17 protein-coding genes are annotated in these 17868 nt (G+C 33.0%); 12 read left to right on the top strand and 5 right to left on the bottom strand.

Features of this window, described 5'->3' with window-relative positions; genetic code table 11:
• Positions 1 to 25 precede the first annotated feature (25 nt).
• The 9 genes from Q0828_RS03210 (at position 26) to prfH (ending at position 8596) form a co-directional block, all read left to right on the top strand.
• Positions 26 to 502, top strand: coding sequence for a CYTH domain-containing protein (locus tag Q0828_RS03210; protein WP_298417623.1), 477 nt, complete (start codon positions 26 to 28; stop codon positions 500 to 502).
• The gene (locus Q0828_RS03205) at positions 495 to 983 is read left to right on the top strand and encodes a hypothetical protein (RefSeq protein WP_298417621.1); all 489 of its coding nucleotides are present in this window, start codon (positions 495 to 497) and stop codon (positions 981 to 983) included. Before Q0828_RS03210 ends, Q0828_RS03205 begins: the two co-directional genes overlap by 8 nt.
• A gap of 21 nt (positions 984 to 1004) precedes the next feature.
• Positions 1005 to 1583: a hypothetical protein gene (locus Q0828_RS03200; RefSeq protein ID WP_298417619.1), complete on the top strand. Its 579-nt coding sequence runs from the start codon at positions 1005 to 1007 to the stop codon at positions 1581 to 1583.
• A 4-nt stretch (positions 1584 to 1587) separates the two neighbouring features.
• Entirely contained in the window at positions 1588 to 2475 is an 888-nt protein-coding gene (locus tag Q0828_RS03195) for an endonuclease/exonuclease/phosphatase family protein (RefSeq protein ID WP_298417617.1), read from the top strand.
• 574 nt (positions 2476 to 3049) lie between these two features.
• Entirely contained in the window at positions 3050 to 4306 is a 1257-nt protein-coding gene (locus Q0828_RS03190) for a PcfJ domain-containing protein (RefSeq protein WP_298417615.1), read from the top strand.
• Positions 4307 to 4507: 201 nt separating this feature from the next.
• Positions 4508 to 5815: a PcfJ domain-containing protein gene (locus tag Q0828_RS03185; RefSeq protein WP_298417613.1), complete on the top strand. Its 1308-nt coding sequence runs from the start codon at positions 4508 to 4510 to the stop codon at positions 5813 to 5815.
• Positions 5816 to 5825: 10 nt separating this feature from the next.
• Positions 5826 to 7223: an RtcB family protein gene (locus Q0828_RS03180; RefSeq protein WP_298417611.1), complete on the top strand. Its 1398-nt coding sequence runs from the start codon at positions 5826 to 5828 to the stop codon at positions 7221 to 7223.
• Between the two features lie 197 nt (positions 7224 to 7420).
• Positions 7421 to 7987, top strand: coding sequence for a hypothetical protein (locus tag Q0828_RS03175; RefSeq protein ID WP_298417609.1), 567 nt, complete (start codon positions 7421 to 7423; stop codon positions 7985 to 7987).
• A gap of 12 nt (positions 7988 to 7999) precedes the next feature.
• Positions 8000 to 8596, top strand: a complete 597-nt coding sequence (prfH, locus tag Q0828_RS03170; protein WP_298417607.1) for a peptide chain release factor H — start codon at positions 8000 to 8002, stop codon at positions 8594 to 8596.
• Positions 8597 to 8740: 144 nt separating this feature from the next.
• Here the strand turns inward: prfH and Q0828_RS03165 are convergent, their stop codons facing one another.
• On the bottom strand, positions 8741 to 8908 hold the full coding sequence (locus tag Q0828_RS03165; RefSeq protein WP_298417606.1) for a hypothetical protein: 168 nt from the start codon (positions 8906 to 8908) through the stop codon (positions 8741 to 8743).
• A gap of 334 nt (positions 8909 to 9242) precedes the next feature.
• Between Q0828_RS03165 and Q0828_RS03160 the strand changes: the two genes are divergently transcribed.
• Positions 9243 to 10529, top strand: coding sequence for an APC family permease (locus tag Q0828_RS03160; protein WP_298417604.1), 1287 nt, complete (start codon positions 9243 to 9245; stop codon positions 10527 to 10529).
• 63 nt (positions 10530 to 10592) lie between these two features.
• On the opposite strand, the gene Q0828_RS03155 is transcribed toward Q0828_RS03160, so the two are convergent.
• Positions 10593 to 11708 (bottom strand): hypothetical protein, encoded by a 1116-nt coding sequence (locus Q0828_RS03155; RefSeq protein ID WP_298417602.1) that lies wholly within the window; start codon positions 11706 to 11708, stop codon positions 10593 to 10595.
• A 44-nt stretch (positions 11709 to 11752) separates the two neighbouring features.
• Between Q0828_RS03155 and Q0828_RS03150 the strand changes: the two genes are divergently transcribed.
• Positions 11753 to 13006, top strand: a complete 1254-nt coding sequence (locus tag Q0828_RS03150) for a M20/M25/M40 family metallo-hydrolase (RefSeq protein WP_298417601.1) — start codon at positions 11753 to 11755, stop codon at positions 13004 to 13006.
• A 105-nt stretch (positions 13007 to 13111) separates the two neighbouring features.
• Positions 13112 to 13357, top strand: coding sequence for a hypothetical protein (locus Q0828_RS03145; RefSeq protein ID WP_298417599.1), 246 nt, complete (start codon positions 13112 to 13114; stop codon positions 13355 to 13357).
• A 64-nt stretch (positions 13358 to 13421) separates the two neighbouring features.
• On the opposite strand, the gene Q0828_RS03140 is transcribed toward Q0828_RS03145, so the two are convergent.
• From Q0828_RS03140 to pbpC, 3 genes are all read right to left on the bottom strand, one after another.
• A complete protein-coding gene (locus tag Q0828_RS03140; protein WP_298417597.1) occupies positions 13422 to 13652 on the bottom strand; it encodes a hypothetical protein in 231 nt (76 codons plus the stop codon).
• Between the two features lie 79 nt (positions 13653 to 13731).
• Complete coding sequence (locus Q0828_RS03135) at positions 13732 to 15435, bottom strand: helix-turn-helix domain-containing protein (RefSeq protein WP_298417595.1); 1704 nt, start codon at positions 15433 to 15435, stop codon at positions 13732 to 13734.
• A gap of 76 nt (positions 15436 to 15511) precedes the next feature.
• Positions 15512 to 17866, bottom strand: coding sequence for a penicillin-binding protein 1C (gene pbpC / locus Q0828_RS03130; RefSeq protein WP_298417593.1), 2355 nt, complete (start codon positions 17864 to 17866; stop codon positions 15512 to 15514).
• Between the last annotated feature and the right edge of the window lie 2 nt (positions 17867 to 17868).

Below are 17868 nucleotides of genomic sequence, written 5' to 3'. Positions count from 1 at the left end.
TCTTTAGCATTATATAACAGTATTCATGCAAGAAATAGAACGAAAATTTCTCATTAACGGTTTACAATTCAAAGAAGAAGCTGTTAATTCCTTCGAAATAGCACAAGGTTTTCTTAATACACATCCTGAGCGTACAGTTCGTGTACGAATTAAGGGTGATGAAGGATTTTTAACAATCAAAGGAAAATCGAACGAAAGTGGTACAAGTCGTTTTGAGTGGGAAAAGACGATTTCCATCGCGGAAGCAAAACAATTATTACAATTGTGTGAAGAAGGAATTATTGAAAAAATTAGATACAATATTCCAAAAGGCAATCATGTTTTTGAAGTGGATGAATTTTTTGGACAAAATGAAGGATTAATTGTCGCTGAAGTAGAATTACAACACGAAGATGAAACATTTGAAACTCCAAGTTGGCTTGGCAATGAAGTCACAGGACAAAAAAAATATTACAACTCGCAACTAAGTAAAAAACCTTATAAAACCTGGCATTATGAATAAATATATCTGTGTATTTTTTATTATAATCTTTTGTTTTTCATGCAATAAGACACCAGAGAAAACAGCAGAAAAAGAGGCTGCAACTGTACAGAAATCAGCACTACAACTCAAAAAAGAATTAGTAGCAAAAGGATTTAAAATTTTTGATTATGTAGACGAAAAAACCAAAGATACTATGTTGATGCAGCAATACTTTATAGCGTTTTTAAAAAAAGGAGAAAATCGTTCTCAATCGAAAGAGGTTGCAGACAGTTTACAAGGTTTACATATGGCGCATTTAGGAAAAATGTATGAACTTGGTTATGCAGATATATCAGGTCCTTTTGGAGATGATGGCGATATTCGTGGTATCACAATTTACAATGTGCCAACCTTTGAAATGGCTGATAGTTTGGCAAATTCAGATCCAATGGTAAAAGCGGGTCGATTAAAAATTGAAATGCATCCTTGGTGGGCAGCAAAAGGGTTTCCTTTACGATAATCCAACAAAAAACAAAAAACATTGAACATACAAAGTCAACTCAATCTATTTGAACAGAAATTAAAACGACACAAAATTAATTTTCTGAAACAAGACGAGCGTATTATTATAAAAAAAGCGAGTATTGATGTACAGCAACTACTTATATACTTTACAACGCCATTAATTTTAGGTATTGGTATTATTATAGGAATTTTGTTATTCATAATTTTTTATGGAGTTTACCTTCCAAAAATTCGACTTTTATACGGATTAGCTTTTTTGAGTGGTTTTGGACTAATAGGTTTTGCGTATGCTAGTTTAGGTCGTATTCGAAAAAAGAAACAAGAAAATCATGCTTCCAAAATACTTTTCGGCAGAAAATTAGTAATTGAAACCAAAACAAAAGACACAACATATAGTGCTGATAATGTAATAACTATAAAGAATAGCATTGAAATTCATGGAGACAATATTTTAACGGGAACGGTTTTTTTAATAGATAAAGAAGGAAATAAAATCACGATTCTAAGCTTAGAAGGCTTCAAAAGTAATCACTTACGAGACGATTTGGTATGGTTTGAAAATTTCTTCAAAAATTATTTAGAATTGAAACAATAAACAATTGAATTTTAATCTTTCAATATATATAAAAAGAGTATTGCAATTGTTAATCTGTATAGCAATTGTGCTACACTTTACGATCAAAGATTATTTCTATATCTCCTCACTTATCTTTTATGCAACTCCGCTTCCGCTAATTGTACTCGGATTGTTGTTTTTAGTACTGTTTATAAAGGCTTTCGCCAGAAAATACTATGTGATACTTGCTGTTATTTTAGCAATAATTTGGGTGAAAAATAATTATGCATTTACAACAACGACAAACACTTCTGAAGGGTTAGAAATTGTATTGTGGAATGGTTATCGAACGCAAAATTTTGTAAAAGCATTTAAAGTAAGTAAAACGATTCCGGATATTATGGTGTTGATTGAATGTGATGAACATGCATATGAAAAAATCAAAAAAGAATACAGTGAATATCATTTTTACTTTAATGACAAAGCGATCGGGATTTTTTCAAAAACACCTTTAAAAATTCTCTCAAAAACAACTTCAAAAAAGAATACAACTGTTGTACATTTTACCACAAAAAATCTAAATTTTTATGCTGTTGATGTTTCTGCAAATGTGAAATATTTTCGAAAACCAATGCTGGAAAATGTCGTTTCTCAAATCAAAACAGATGACAAAACAATCGTTTTAGGTGATTTTAACACACCATATGAGTCTTTATTTTTTAAAAATTTCAAAAAAAAATATCAGCATGCTTTTACTGAAAAAGGAAATGGATTTCGTGAAACTTGGTTTTGGAATATTCCATTGCTCTCCTTAGATCACATCTGGGTTTCACAAGATTTAGAAATTATAGAAATTGAAAAAATAAGCACACAAAAATCAGATCATTCTATGTTGAAAATGTACCTCAAAAACGAGACTTCAAAAAAATAAATTTGGAAATTTGAAAAATGATCTTCTATATTTGCAACCATCAAAACGTGACAAAACAAAAAACAAATTAGTAACAAAAACAGATAAAGTGCAAAACGTAAAACTTACATATCGAAATGATGCCGGAAACACTCCGACATACGACTTGGGTTTTACCAGTTGTATCTTTAAATAATATAGATATCAATTCATAAAAACCCGAGTCAGAAAAGGCTCGGGTTTTTTTATGCATACATTTTAGCATATGATCAAAATAGAACAAAAACATATCGTAACAATACTTGGAAACACGAAGCTATTGTTCGCATTAGAACCAAAATATTCTTTGGGATAAAGAATATATATACAGCAGTATAAAAGCTCGGTTCTACCTAAGAATCGGGCTTTTTGCTTTTAGTAAAACTCAGTTTTGAGAAGTTTCAAAACGTATAATTTAACAACACAATAAAAAACTAGAAATCGTGCAGAAACACACAAACAAAATAGTATGAATGTAATCACAAAGCAGTAGACTGTAAGCCTTATAAAAAGTTTTCAGTCTCTTAAAAAAATAACAACACTAAAAATTAAGAAAATGGAAACTTTATTTGACTTAGATATACACACAAAACAAGTATACATACCAAAAAAGAAACGAAAGCAATCAGATTTTATAAATATTATAAACTGTTTGTATCAAGATGCGACAAACGTACTTCTAGAAATGGATGGGAAATTAACTTCCTTGTATGCATACTATTTTTCAAGATTAAGTACGCACAAAAACATTGAAAGAAGACAAACATTTAAACGTTTACTAATTCATCTATACAAACAACGTTGTTTTCAAATCATAAGAGACAAAAAAAGTGTAGATATTCTATTCAAAATCAGCCTTAACGGAGACAGATTTGTTAGAAATCCAGAAGGTTGGAAACGAGAAGGATTGAATGAATTTCAGCAAATGGAGTCGTTGCTAAAGCATTGTTTTGAGTTGTATCCGACAGCAGATTTTTTAAGAGAAACATTTAAGACCATAAACTATACGCACATTACATGGTATTTAGATATCGCGTTAGGGAAAAGTGTATTTGACTTAGCAGGTTTTCCAAAAATGATGACTAAAAAAATGGCGCATGAGTTTACAAAGGTTGATGAAAAATGTAGTATAGAAAAAGCATTATCAATAGCAATTATAAAATCATACAAACCATCGGAAATGGTAGCACGATTATTGCTAAACTCTTCTTTGGTTTCCCAAGATTTAACGCAAGACAAATTCTGGAGAAGTGCGATAGAATTCTTTTGTAAATATGAGCTTTTAGAGCAGTATGAATTTTATGGAGTGTTAGATTATTTACAGCACATCAAAAACGAAGATGCTGAATTCTGTTTAAAAGGAAGATCATTAAATGGTTTAAAACGATTATCAGATGAATGGCACAGCGTCGTATACTTACAAAAAGTTAAAAAGCGAAAATTAGCTTGGAAAGCTCAAGAAATGGAACCTTTTGAGTACACAGATACAAATGAAGAAAAAGAGAAGAAGTATAAAATAAAAGAGTTGTGCACTTCCGTAGAATTATACATAGAAGGAATGAATATGGGACATTGCGTTGCTTCATATGATAGCTATTGTTTGAGTGGAAACAGTAGTATATTTTCACTATATGAATTTGCAGAAGAAGACAAATTGATAGAAAGATTAGTAACGTTGGAGATTAGTCCTAAAGACAAAAAAATTGTTCAGGCAAGAGGGAAATTCAATCAAAAACCTTCTAAAATAGCGTTAACCATTATAAAAAAATGGGCGAAAGAAATGGAATATGCTATCAATGAATACGCATACTAAAAATAAAAAATAGAATATAAATTTTAAAAAGCATAACAGATATATACCGATGAATTTAATCAAACAAATGGAGCGACTGTAAACTCGGGAGTGTGTTTTCAGTACCAAAATAGAATTTTTAACGCATAAAAAAACTAACATGCAACAGCAAAAACAAGTATCGAAATTTTTTACTGAAAACAACATTCAAAAGAGACAGTCATGGAAACATCACATATATACAGAAAACACAAATCGAAGTCCAGAAGATTAAAGGAAAAGCTTGAAGAAAAAGCCAAAGAAGCTGCAATACAGAAAAGCTTAAAAGCGCATAACAAAGCTAAAAAACTATTGTTTCCAAAATTGGTAGAAACAATTTATGAAGGCAAAAGGCATCTTCATTTTGAGTACAATACGTTAGCGTATATCTTGGATAACTTTTTTAGTTCATTAAACAAAAAAAGACAATCAAGAAGACGCGATGCATTTAAGAAAATTCTAGATCATTTATACAAGCAACGTTGTACAAAGCTATTGCGAAGTCAAGAACATTTACAAACAATTTACAACATTGCATGGTTTAGTTTGTCTTATGTAAAAGACATAGAAAGTTGGAAACGAAACAGTCATAATCCTGAAAAACAACTAAAGGATCTTGTAAGACATTGTTTTGCAAAATATGAAGTTCCAACATTTATGTATGAAGCTTGGTTAGACAACAATCGTAAATACATGATGTGGTTTATAGACTTGGGTTGCGGTTTAAGTGTTCGAGATCTTTCAAAAGTTCCAGTTCGATTAACAAAAAAAGGCGCACACTATTTTTTACAAGCGCCATCAAGTTACACCGTAGAAATGGCATTGCGTAGAGCGCAAGCATTAGCATTTGGAACGGACGAATTGGTTGCAGAACGTATTGCGTGTTCAGCATTAAGCAGAAACAACTTTGCAAATGAATCTTTTTGGGAAACGGTGATTCAGTTTTTTATGAAGCAAGCCATGTTAGATTTCAACAAAATGGGTGAAATCATAGATTATTTAAGCAACAGCATTTTGCTTGATCCTGAATATTCTATCAAAGGAAGAACGATAACTTCATTAACAAGACAATCAGATGAATGGCACGTACAACAAGCAATTCATGAAGTAAATTCAAAAGAATTATACACCTGGAATCCTTCAATAAGTAGTTCATTAATCGTGAGAACAAAAGAAGAGACAAATGTGAAACGCTATCGATTATTTGAACTCTGTTCTTCTAAAGAACTAATTGCAGAAGGAAGAAGAATGAATCACTGTGTGGCTTCGTACGCACGTTCATGCTGTGTGAAAGTGACAAGTATTTTTACTTTACGATGTGCTAGTTTCTTAAAAGGAGAAGAAACCTTAGCAACCATTGAAGTGGACTTAAAATCACAAACAATAGTGCAGGCAAAAGCACGATTTAACAAGCCAATAAAAGCGGCTGCTAAAAAAATCATGAAAGATTGGGCAACGCAACACGATCTAAAAATCGGGAAATGGCTTTAAAATTTAAGTTATGGCAAAATTAAAATTACGAGGCAAAGACCTCATAGCAATAGGATATCCGCAAAAAGGAAAGGCAATCAGTATCGCAATTGATGTGATGTTGAGACACTTTAAAAAAGATCGAAAAGACAAAGTATTACAACGTCTCAAAACGATTCTTAAAAATCCTGATAAATATTTAGGAGATGGGATTTTTGGCAAAATCGCTGAAGAACTCACAACCCCTGTACAAATTGAAGCAAAACAATTAGAAACAAAACGAGCGCCGTTTACCATATTTGGAGAAAACGGAATACAAGAAGAAGCAAAACATCAATTATATACAGCGCTAAAGTTACCTGTAGCAAAAGCAGGCGCATTAATGCCTGATGGACATGCAGGATATGGTTTACCAATTGGCGGTGTATTGGCAACAAAAGATTCGGTAATTCCGTATGGAGTTGGTGTCGACATTGGTTGCAGAATGTGTTTGTCTATCTATGATATTCCAGCTTCGTATTTGGATGGTCACAAAGATAAATATGTGAATATGTTGCAAGAACACACCAAATTTGGTGGATATGAAACACACAGGCGTATCAATGATCATGAAATTTTTGAGCGAACGGAATTTAAAGATATTCCAACCGTGAAAAAACTATTCAAGAAGGCGTATGCACAATTAGGTTCTTCAGGTGGTGGAAATCACTTTGTAGAATTTGGAATTGTAACCATTTCTGATGTAAACAATGAATTTAATGTTCCTATCGGGAAGTATTTAGGAATTCTGTCACATAGCGGATCGCGTGGTTTAGGTGCTAACATTGCAAAACATTATACAAAGTTAGCAATACAGCAAACACCATTACCAGGAGAAGCAAAAAACTTAGCGTGGCTCGATTTAAATACGCACGACGGACAAGAATATTGGTTGGCAATGAATTTAGCAGGCGATTATGCTTCGGCATGTCATCATGATATTCACAAGCGTTTAGGAAAAGCGTTAGGCACAAGACCGTTAGCAATGGTTGAAAATCATCACAATTTCGCTTGGAAAGAAATTGTAAACGGAGAAGAACTAGTTGTACACAGAAAAGGTGCAACACCTGCGCAGAAAGGTGTATTAGGAATCATACCGGGATCAATGACAGCGCCTGGATTCATCGTTCGTGGAACAGGAAATGTACATTCGTTACAATCGGTTTCACACGGAGCAGGACGCGAATTATCAAGGCGAAAAGCCAAACAAACCATCACACAAAGTGATATTAAAAAACAATTAAAAGATCATGGAGTAACCTTAATTGGTGGCGGAATTGATGAAGCGCCAATGGCATACAAAAACATTCATCATGTTATGGCAAACCAAACCGAATTGGTAGAAGTTGTCGGAAGTTTTACACCAAAAATTGTTCGCATGGATAAATAGTACACTTCGAGTGCCTCAGTGTACTCAGAATATAACTTAAAAGGGATAAAAGTAATGTAGATTGAGGTACTCGAAGTCTATATTATGTAGAGTTGCGTCTTCACTATAATACTAGGGAAACTAAGGTTCTCAAGGTTTCTCTAGTATTTAAATGAACGATGTGAAAAAAGAAAATTTAAAAAATAAAAAAACATACAATGGCACTAAATATAGCAGATCAATATTACCTAAAAGCAAAAGGCGCAATGGCAGGTTTTTGTAGTGATTGGGAAGAAGCGTGCGAATCCATTGGGTATGCGATTTCTTATGATGAAAATCATTGCCCATCTTTATGTTTATTAGGAAAAATACAAGCACAGTACTTGAATGATTATGAAGCAGCTTTTGGAAATTTTGACAAAAGTATTGCGGCAGACATCAATTATGTACAGGTATATCCAGAATATATCAAAGTTTTAATTTGGGCAAATGAATTGGCAAGAGCAAAGAAGCTTTTGGAGTTTGCTCGAAAAATTAAAGGTGTAGATGTAGCAGAACTATACTGGTGTGAAGGATACATTCATGAAGTTGAAAATAATTATAAACTAGGTATGAAGTGTTTGAAAAAAGCAAAAGCAAACATTTATAATGATGATTATATGTATTTCATCGAAAATGAAGAAAGACGTATTGAAGGCAAGCTTAAAAAAGCAAAAAAGAAGCAAGAATCAAAACGTAAAAACAAAACGAAATCTAACATGAAGTTTAGTTCGTTGTTAGATTAAAAAATAGAAATTATGGACAATCAATTTTGGGTACAAATTTCTTCGGGATCAGGTCCTGAAGAATGTTGCCTCGCCGTAAAAAACTTGACAGAAAAACTAACACGATTGCAAGAATTTACTTTTAATGTTATCGAATTAGCGGCTACGAAATACCAAAACTATTCATCAGTTTGGTTGCGAGCAACTGGCGATGCCGAAGACTTTAAAAACAATTGGCAAGGAAGTATTCAGTTTATTTTTAGAAGTCCGTATCGTGCGAATCATCAACGTAAAAACTGGTTTGTAAACGTACGCGTATATGCTGAACCGAAGCAGGTTTCTTGGTCACCAAAAGAAGTTCAAGTAAAAACAGCTAGAAGTTCAGGAGCAGGCGGACAACATGTAAATAAAGTGGAAACAGCAGTAAGTATTACGCATATTCCAACAGGAATTATGGTGCAAGCAAGCGAAGAACGCTCGCAATTTTTAAACAAAAAACTAGCATTTGCACGTTTGGACATCGCTATAAAAGCACAAAATCAAAAACAGCAAAAAGCGATACAACAACAAAAGTGGATGCAACACAAACAGTTGCAACGCGGAAATCCTGTGCAAGTTTTTAAGAAATGAAATTAACAAAGCTGTCTAAGAAGTTGAACTTTCGTCAAGCCGAACTTGATTCGGTTTCTCATAATCATTGGAAATTAATATGATGAGATTCTGGATTAAATCCAGAATGACGTTTTTAATTACTTTTTAGACAGCTTTATCAATTTAACGTTGTGGCTGCGTAAAACAAATATCCTCTCCAATATGAATTTTAGTTACACATAATACTGAAATAAATGTAGTTGTTCCTGGTAATCCACCTTTTACTACATTGGCATTTAATGTTGAAATTGAACGCTTTTTTAACTGCATTTTTTTTACACTTTTTTTCATGATCTTATAATTTAAGAAGTTTTGATTAGTTCTTGAACCTTTATCGCTAGTCAAGACTCTAGCCACTTGCAACATACAAGCAACTCAAAGAAATAAGAAAAGTGTAAAATATCAAAAGAGTTCTTCTCTTGATTTATAAATTACAGTACAAATAGTATATATAAAATAGACGATCGCTTAATAAATTCATACAAAAACTAATTGAAACAATAATATTCTTGGTGGTTTTGATTTCTATTAAGATTCCTATAACTTTAAAACTGATTGAATTTCAATAAAATAATAGGAGTTCTATCAATACATACATTGGAAACAAACTAAAAACATTCCGAAAATGAGCGAAAAAATAGGTCTAAAAGAAGCAATTTCAATTGGAATAGGTGGTATGGTTGGTGGAGGAATATTTGCAGTACTCGGATTAGCAGTAGCTTTGGCAAAAGGCGGAACTCCAATTTCTTTTTTAATTGCTGGACTTATTGCTTTTATAACGTCTTACAGCTATGTTAAATTATCACTTAAATATCCAGATAGAGGCGGAACTGTAAAATTTATAAACCAAGGATTTGGAGTTGGAATTTTTAGCGGAGGAATGAATAATTTGCTTTGGATAAGTTATATTATAATGTTAGCATTATATGCTTCTGCCTTTGGTTCTTATGCACCAAACTTATTTCAACTGACAAGTGATAAAGTTTTAGATTCTCATATTTATGCTTCCTCGATTATTTTATTGGCTACTGCCATTAATTATTATAGTATTTCCGTTGTTGGGAAAATAGAATCTTATGCCGTAATTATAAAACTAGTGATTTTGTTATCATTTGTTGGTTTTGGCTTGTATGGACTATTTGGAAATCCACATTTAGAACAATTATCTCCCGAACATTGGGAATCACCATTTAAACTTCTCACTGCAGGTATGGTAATATTTGTGGCATATGAAGGTTTTGAATTAATAGCAAATGCTGCTCCTGATATTAAAAACCCTACAGTAAATATTCCTAGAGCCTATTATTGGTCAGTTGTTTTTGTTATCTTTCTGTACATTATAATTGCCGCAATTACAGTGGGTTCTTTAGAATTTAGTCAAATTGCAACAGCTCAAGATTATGTGTTAGCTGAAGCAGCAAAACCTATGCTAGGAAAAATAGGATTTACTGTTATCACCGTTGCTGCCTTAATTTCAACTTTTTCAGCAATAAATGCTTCACTTTACGGCGGAAGCAAAGTAAATTATGAAATAGCAGAAGATGATGAGCTTCCAAAAGAATTTACGCGTAAGCTATGGAACCAACCAATAGGTTTGCTTATTACGGCTATTGCAACATTAATATTGGTAAATACGCTAAAGTTAGAAAGCATTTCTACAGCGGGAAGCGTTGGATTTTTATTAATATTTGCTATTGTAAATTGTACAGGTTACAAACTATCAAAAGAAATTAATGGTAAAAAAAGTATTCCTTTAATTGGTGCAATATTTTGTTTTGTAGCAATGATCGCTTTACTCGTTCAGCATTATGCTGTTAGTAAATCGGATGTTTATATTGCTGTAGGGATTATCATTTTTTGTTTTGTGATGGAATACCTATACAAGAAAACAGAGCGACATGAGGTATCCTAAACATTCTCATGCATATGTTATTTTTTCAAAATAATTACTCAAAAAAGATATTGCTACAACAGTTTACTCCTGCCATTCTGCAATAAAAAGATTGGTATCTCTTCCACCACCATTATTTCGATTTGAAGAAAAAGCTAACTTTTTTCCATCGTTTGAAAATACAGGAAAAGCATCAAAAGTTTCACTATGCGTAATGCGTTCTAAGCCAGTTCCATCAATATTAATCATATACAAATTGAATGGAAAACCACGCTTGCTTTCATGATTTGAAGAGAAAATTATTTTTTCTCCAGAAGGATGAAAAAATGGACTCCAATTGGCATTTCCTAAGTCGGTTAATTGACGCAAGTCGCTTCCGTCGGCATTACAAATGTATAATTCCATTTCTGTTGGCTGTACCAAACCTTCTGCCAATAAATCTTTATATTCTTTAATTTCTTCTTTTGTTCTTGGACGTGATGAACGGAAAATAATCTTTGTTCCGTCAGGCGAGAAAAAAGCACCGCCATCATAGCCCAATTCGTCCGTAATTTGTTTTACATCTGAGCCATCAATATTCATGGTGTATAACTCTAAATCACCACTACGTGTTGAGGTAAATACAATTTTGTCACCTTTTGGAGAAACCGTTGGTTCTGCGTCATATCCTTTTTCATGTGTCAATTGTTTTACAATATTTCCATCCAAATCTGCTACAAAAATATCAAACGAGTCATATACAGGCCATATGTACTTTCCGTTTTTACGTAATGGAACTTCAGGACAGTTATCATCTATCAAATGAGTAGACGAATAAATAATATGTTTATTATCAGGCAAAAAATACGAACAGGTTGTACGTCCTTTTCCTGTACTTACCATTGGTGGAATGTTGTCTTTAAAAGTTTCATCAATATTCATTAAAAACATTTGATCACAGGAAACATTCCATTGTGTATTATTCGATTGGAAAATCAATTGTTTGTCATCAAAACTCCAATACGCTTCAGCATTATCGCCTCCAAAAGTAACTTGACGAATGTCTTTAAAATACTTTTCTTCAGGATAAATTAAAGAGTTGTCAGAAACAGCTTTGATTTCTTCTGTAGGTTCAGTTGTTGTTGAAGTGGTCTTTTCTTTTGGAGTTTCTTTACATGAAAAAACAATGCAAAGTAAGATTAAAACAAAAATACGTGTCATCGAGTGGTAATATTTTGATAATTTTACACAAAAATAACTTTCTTATGTGCAACAAACCATTATTTGGAATTCTTTTTTTATTGTTGTTATGTTCTTGTAAGACAGAACGTACTGTGAAAAACCGTATCAAGCATGACATTGAAGTCTTAGCGGATGATAAACTAGAAGGAAGAGCCACAGGAACGATAGGTGAAATTACAGCTGCAACATATATTAAAGAGCGCTTTAAAGCTTTAGGAGTTTCGCCAAAAGGAACAGAAGGATATATGCAACCGTTTACATTTACACCAAAAACAGATCCGCATGCAGAAACTGAATATATAACAAATAAAAAGGACGGAACAATTACAGGAAGAAATGTAATTGGTTTTATAGATAATAAGGCTGAAAACACAATTATTATTGGAGCTCATTATGATCACTTAGGTATGGGTGGCGACGGTTCGCTTCACAGGGGCGATCCAATGGTCCACAACGGTGCTGATGATAATGCAAGTGGCGTTGCGGTAATGTTACATTTGGCAGATAAATTACTGGAAGGAAATACAAAGAATAACTATTTATTTATTGCTTTTTCAGGGGAAGAAATGGGCTTGTTAGGTTCTAATTATTTTGTAAAAAACCCAACGATTGATATCACAAAAGTGAATTACATGATTAACATGGATATGGTAGGTCGTTTAAAGAAAAACAAAAATTTAGCCATTTATGGAATAGGAACATCACCAATTTGGCAAAAAACCATTGAGGAAGCAAATAGTGAACATACATTTGATTTAAAGACAAATACTTCAGGTGTTGGACCATCAGATCATACTTCTTTTTATTTACAAGATATTCCTGTGTTGCATTTATTTACAGGGCAACATGTAGATTATCACAAACCTTCTGATGATTTTGAAAAGTTGAATTATGAAGGAATGCTTCAAATCTCGGATTACATATCCAGAATTATTTCAATAGTAAATCCGCAAGGAAAAATAGCCTTTACAAAAACGGTGAACGAATCTGATGACACACCACGATTTAAAGTAACTTTAGGTGTCATACCAGATTATTTATTTGATGGAAAAGGTATGCGTATTGACGGAATTAGCGAAAATCGTCCTGCACAAAAAGCAGGTTTACAAAAAGGAGATGTGGTTATTCAATTAGGAGAACATGAAGTAATGGATATGAAAACATACATGAAAGCACTTTCAAAGTTTGAAAACGGAAACAAAACTACTGTAAAAGTAAATCGTGATGGTGAAGTGATAGAAGCTGAGATTACGTTTTTTGAAAAAAAGAAAAAATAAACAGTAATTATAAATAGTGTTAAAACCTCTATTTTTTACAGTAAAAGATTACATTTTGTTTTTTTGTTTTAGTATATTGATGTATAAACCAAAATTTACTAAATCATGAAAAAGAAAATTCTAAATGTACAAGGAGCTGTTAAGCTTACAAAAAAAGAACAAATACGCATCAATGGATCAGGACCAATTGCTATATGCGATATGTTTGGTAACTGTCCTCCAGGATCTACATGTATTGGAGATCTTTGCTACACAGACGGCGGAGGTGGAGGAAATCCAGGAGGCGGATGCAATGAACCAAAACGAGTTTGCCAACCTTGGGAAGAAGGATGTGGGTGTGTGTATTTTTAATAGAAATATAAAATAAATAAGAAAGAGGCTTTATGCCTCTTTTTTCTATTTAAATCATCATAAACTATGGTAATGTATTTGGTACACTTGGATTGGTAGCATCATGTCCGTCAATTGATGTATTGGTACACGGCATCACTCCTGAAGTACACGATTGTAAGTTAGATGGACAAGGGTCAGAAGCACATTCTTGTAAATCTACTGTGGTTCCCGAAGGGTCAACGCCTTTTCCTTTAATAGTTTGTGCGTTTATTAACTGAGCAATCTTTATCTTATTCAATGCAAAACGTTTCATATTTTTAGAGGTTTTAAATTAATATCATTCTCAAATATTATATTTTTTTAAAATAGAACCAGCTATTGATGGAGATAATTTATGAATTGTCACGACTATTCTTGTCCTGTACATCCAGTGCTTTTATACATGAAGTCGGATCCATTCCTGTGGCACTTTTAAATACTTTTGAAAACGTTTCTCGTCGTGCATAACCAAATTCATTTGCAATTGCTTTAATGGAATATAGCCTAATTTTCCTATTGTTTTTTAAGGTAACTAAAGCTGTGTTGATACGAAGTTCATTCAAATAAGCTGAAAACTTTTTCTCTTTGTATGTGTTAATTACATGCGAAAGATAAGCAGTATTTGTTTTTAGTTTTTTGGCAACAGATGCCAAGGTACAGTCTACATTTAAAAACAGTTGTTTAGCTTCAAAATTTTTCAAACCTTTTAAAATCTGAGCAACGCCTTCGTCATTAATTGCTAAATCTGTTTTTTGCGTACTTCCTTTTGTTTTTTTCTTTGTTGCTTCAAGGTTTTCTAGCTGAATCAATAACGCATTAAAGTGTTTTGCGTTTCTCTTCTTATTTTGTTTATACAATAGAAAAAAGAACACAGCACACACAATTAAAATTCCAGAAATAATGTATAAATAACTAAGCGTTTTCCCTTGTTTTTTGCTTTTGTCATTTACCTTCTTAAGCGCATCTTTCAAAGCCAAAATATCATGATCTTTTATGATATGCTGAACAGATCTATTGGTACTATCTTTTTGTTGTGTAAATTTTTCAAAAAAATCAAAATTACGCGTAGCACTTTCAATATCTTTCTTTTGCAAATACATTTTTGCCAATTGATAATATACTTCTTCCAATTCTGGAGAAGAAAACTCTTGTGTGATAGCTAATTGTTTAAATTTTTCATAATTCACAATCGCAGAATCTACATTTTTTAACGCTTGGTAACATTTTGCTTGGTATAAATATGAAGTGATAAACTTTTTAGATTGTTTTATCTTTTTAACTAATGAATCCAAAAAAACAGCGCCATCAATAGATTTTTTGTATTGTTGTTTTTGATAATACACAATAATTGTATTAAACAGCAAATCGGTGTGCAAAGCAGGATGCGTATCAAAAGTGGTTTTTGTCAATCCTTTTTGCGTATATACTAAAGCAGAATCTGGTTTTTGAATTCTGAGATATGTATCTCCTAAAGCCAAATAATTTCTAATTTCTAAACGATTGTACGAAGCGTCATGTATTTCATTTATCGTTTCTAAATTCTGTTTAAAATCACGAATCGCATCCGCATAATCTTCTGTTTGCTTATTGATTAAAGCAATATTTGTGGTAATAACCAATTCGTCTTTAATGCTATTCATTTGCTGTGAAACCCCTCTTCCTTTAAGATAGAAATGAGTTGCAGAAGGGTATGCTCCTTCTTTAAAATAGATGTTTCCTTTTTGTACGAGGTTTTGCAACAGTAATTCCTTATTATTGTTTGGCATATTTGCTAAGGATTGATCTGTAAACGCTATTGCTGATTGAGTGTCGCCCAATTTGAAATATACATTTCCTTTTCTGTAAAATGCTTTTGCAATGCGTTGTTTATTGCTCCGTTTTAGTGCTACAATAGACAATGCATCTACATATTTTTTAGCTTTTGCAGGAGATGTATATGTAGATAGGTATAGCTTTTCTAACTCCTCAAAAGATTTTGTCGTTAACGAATCTGTTTGTCCTAATACACAGTTGAAACTAAGCAATAACAACATAGATATGAAAAAAGGTAATTTCATAATTGATAAGGTTTAACTTTTGGGGGAATTCTATAAAGTATGAAAAATACTAAATTCTAACTGAACACTAAGAAAACTACTCTTGAATTTCAACTGAACGTGTAGCTTCATTTCCAAATTCGTCTACAACCGTGATTTTATGAATTCCTTTCTTTGGTAGTATTTCCATTTCATGAATCGTTTGTGTGGTACCAATAAAGGCTTCGTCTACATACCAAAATACTTTTGTTTCTGGTATTGAATGTGCCAATCGTAAAACCAACGGATTTTTCTCTCCATCAAAATCTTTCGGAAGAAATACTTTTACAGCTTCCGCAGGATAGATAAAATCCATGCTTTTTTGCCCTTCCGAAGTACAATCGTTTCGATAGGGTGGTAAGGTTTTATATAATGGATTTTTACCTTGATAATAATATTCCATTAATGGTGGCAGTACAAACCAACTTTTATGTGTCATTTCGCTTAAAGGCTGGCAGGACGAATTTACCTGAAAATGTTCGTCTTTATCCAAATGAACCCACACATGATATGGACAAGGTTTCGTTTTTAATCCACTTCTTGGAATGAATTGTTGCTGTGCGTCTTCACACAATTCTGAAGCTCTATATCCGCTTTTTGAACAGATGGCAACTTCTTCTAATTCATCATACGGAACAGGAAACCAATCGCTTTTTGGTAATATATCAAATACATCAAACAAAATTGGCGCAGCTGTTGTAGTTCCAATTAATCCAGGACGACCTTCGCCATCAGCATTTCCGACCCAAACTCCAACAATATAATCTTTTGTAGAACCTATTGCCCAAGCATCTCTAAAACCAAAACTGGTTCCTGTTTTCCAAGCAATTTCTTTACTCGAATCAAAAAACTCCCAATTTTCTTCACCTTCTGGTCGATTTACTTCTTTTAACGATTCATAAGTAAGATAAATAGAGCCAGCATCAAAGATTGTTTTTTCTGTTGTCAAATCTCCAAAATCTATTTCTTCATCTAACAAAAAGGAAGGTTCGCAAAATTCATTTGTATAGTATTGACTAGAGTTGTCACCAAAATGATTTAAGGTAGAAGAGAATGCCGCATAGGTTTTGCATAAATCCCATAAATTGCTTTCTGCGCCTCCAAGTATTAATGAAAGCCCATAATGATCAGCATTATACGATATATCTTTCAGTTGTAATTGTTTTAAGTAATAATGAAATCTTTCCAATCCAAATTGTCGCAACATCCGAACTGCTGGTACATTTAATGAACGTGCTAATGCTCGTTTTGCTGTCACAGCGCCATCATAAGATTCATTAAAGTTTTTAGGATTGTAGTTTCCAATTTTTGTAGGTACATCAATTACCAAAGTGTTTGGTAATAAATCACCTGCATCCAAAATTGCCGTGTATAGAAACGGTTTCATAATGCTACCTGTACTTCTAGGTTTATGAATAATATTTACATCTTTTTGATGTGCATTATCTGTTGGCGTATTACCAACATACGCTACTACTTTGCGCGTTTTTACATCCAATACTAATACAGACGCGTTGTATATTTGATTTTGCTTGAGTTCTTTGTAATGCTTTGCTACAATTGCATTTGTTTCTTGTTGTACATGTGATTTTACAGAAGTTTGTATACGTTTTCCTTTCTGTGTCTCGCTTATTTTATTGAGTAAATGTTTAGCAGTTTGTGGCAACGCATAAGGTTTTTGTGGAAGTGGCTCTTCTATTGCCAATTCATAGGTAAGTTTGTCTATAATTTCTTGATCGTATAGTTTTTTGAGTAAGCGATCCCGTTTTGCTTTCAGTCGAGCTTGATTTTTCCCAGGGAATATTAAACTTGGCGCATTTGGCAAAACTGCTAAAGTAGCATTTTCTGCCCATGAGAGTTGTTGTGGTCTTCTTCCAAAATAACGCCAAGAAGCAGCGTCTAATCCAACAACATTTCCACCGAAAGGTGCGTGCGAAGCATAAAAATTTAGAATGTCTTTTTTGGAGTGTCTAAATTCTAATCGTGTAGCAAGTATGAGTTCTTTTAATTTTTCTAAATAGGTGCGTTTTTGCCCTTTTCTAGAGAGTCGAATTACTTGTTGTGTTAGTGTACTTCCACCACGTTTTACTTCGCCTGATTCTATGTTTTGCCATAACGCTTTCGCGATGGATATTGGATTGAATCCAGGATGATTGTAAAAGTATTCATCTTCAAACTGAACAATACATATGTTGAACTTCTCAGGAACGGAATCGAGTTGTGGAAATCGCCATTGACCATCATCGGCAATTTTCGCGCCAAGCAATATACCTTCACGACTTTCAATTACGGTTGAAGTTGGAGCTTTGAAGAGTGTTTTTGGCAAACAAAAATAGTACGAAATTAATAAAACAACCAGAATAATAGTTTTGATTTTATGTTGTTTAATCTTCTGTATTATTCTGGTTGTCATGT

The organism is uncultured Kordia sp., from assembly GCF_947496985.1.
Taxonomy (GTDB): Bacteria; Bacteroidota; Bacteroidia; order Flavobacteriales; family Flavobacteriaceae; genus Kordia.
The sequence above is the reverse complement of the archived record's forward strand: the minus strand, read 5'-3'. Positions and strand labels throughout refer to the sequence as shown.

Excerpts from the sequence above, each read along its gene's own strand:
- Q0828_RS03175 (WP_298417609.1), top strand. The coding sequence starts at position 7,421 with ATGGCACTAAATATAGCAGATCAATATTACCTAAAAGCAAAAGGCGCA.
- Q0828_RS03160 (WP_298417604.1), top strand. The coding sequence starts at position 9,243 with ATGAGCGAAAAAATAGGTCTAAAAGAAGCAATTTCAATTGGAATAGGT.
- Q0828_RS03140 (WP_298417597.1), bottom strand. The coding sequence starts at position 13,652 with ATGAAACGTTTTGCATTGAATAAGATAAAGATTGCTCAGTTAATAAAC.
- prfH (WP_298417607.1), top strand. The coding sequence starts at position 8,000 with ATGGACAATCAATTTTGGGTACAAATTTCTTCGGGATCAGGTCCTGAA.
- Q0828_RS03185 (WP_298417613.1), top strand. The coding sequence starts at position 4,508 with ATGGAAACATCACATATATACAGAAAACACAAATCGAAGTCCAGAAGA.
- pbpC (WP_298417593.1), bottom strand. The coding sequence starts at position 17,866 with ATGACAACCAGAATAATACAGAAGATTAAACAACATAAAATCAAAACT.
- Q0828_RS03155 (WP_298417602.1), bottom strand. The coding sequence starts at position 11,708 with ATGACACGTATTTTTGTTTTAATCTTACTTTGCATTGTTTTTTCATGT.
- Q0828_RS03210 (WP_298417623.1), top strand. The coding sequence starts at position 26 with ATGCAAGAAATAGAACGAAAATTTCTCATTAACGGTTTACAATTCAAA.
- Q0828_RS03165 (WP_298417606.1), bottom strand. The coding sequence starts at position 8,908 with ATGAAAAAAAGTGTAAAAAAAATGCAGTTAAAAAAGCGTTCAATTTCA.
- Q0828_RS03180 (WP_298417611.1), top strand. The coding sequence starts at position 5,826 with ATGGCAAAATTAAAATTACGAGGCAAAGACCTCATAGCAATAGGATAT.
- Q0828_RS03135 (WP_298417595.1), bottom strand. The coding sequence starts at position 15,435 with ATGAAATTACCTTTTTTCATATCTATGTTGTTATTGCTTAGTTTCAAC.
- Q0828_RS03145 (WP_298417599.1), top strand. The coding sequence starts at position 13,112 with ATGAAAAAGAAAATTCTAAATGTACAAGGAGCTGTTAAGCTTACAAAA.
- Q0828_RS03190 (WP_298417615.1), top strand. The coding sequence starts at position 3,050 with ATGGAAACTTTATTTGACTTAGATATACACACAAAACAAGTATACATA.
- Q0828_RS03150 (WP_298417601.1), top strand. The coding sequence starts at position 11,753 with ATGTGCAACAAACCATTATTTGGAATTCTTTTTTTATTGTTGTTATGT.
- Q0828_RS03205 (WP_298417621.1), top strand. The coding sequence starts at position 495 with ATGAATAAATATATCTGTGTATTTTTTATTATAATCTTTTGTTTTTCA.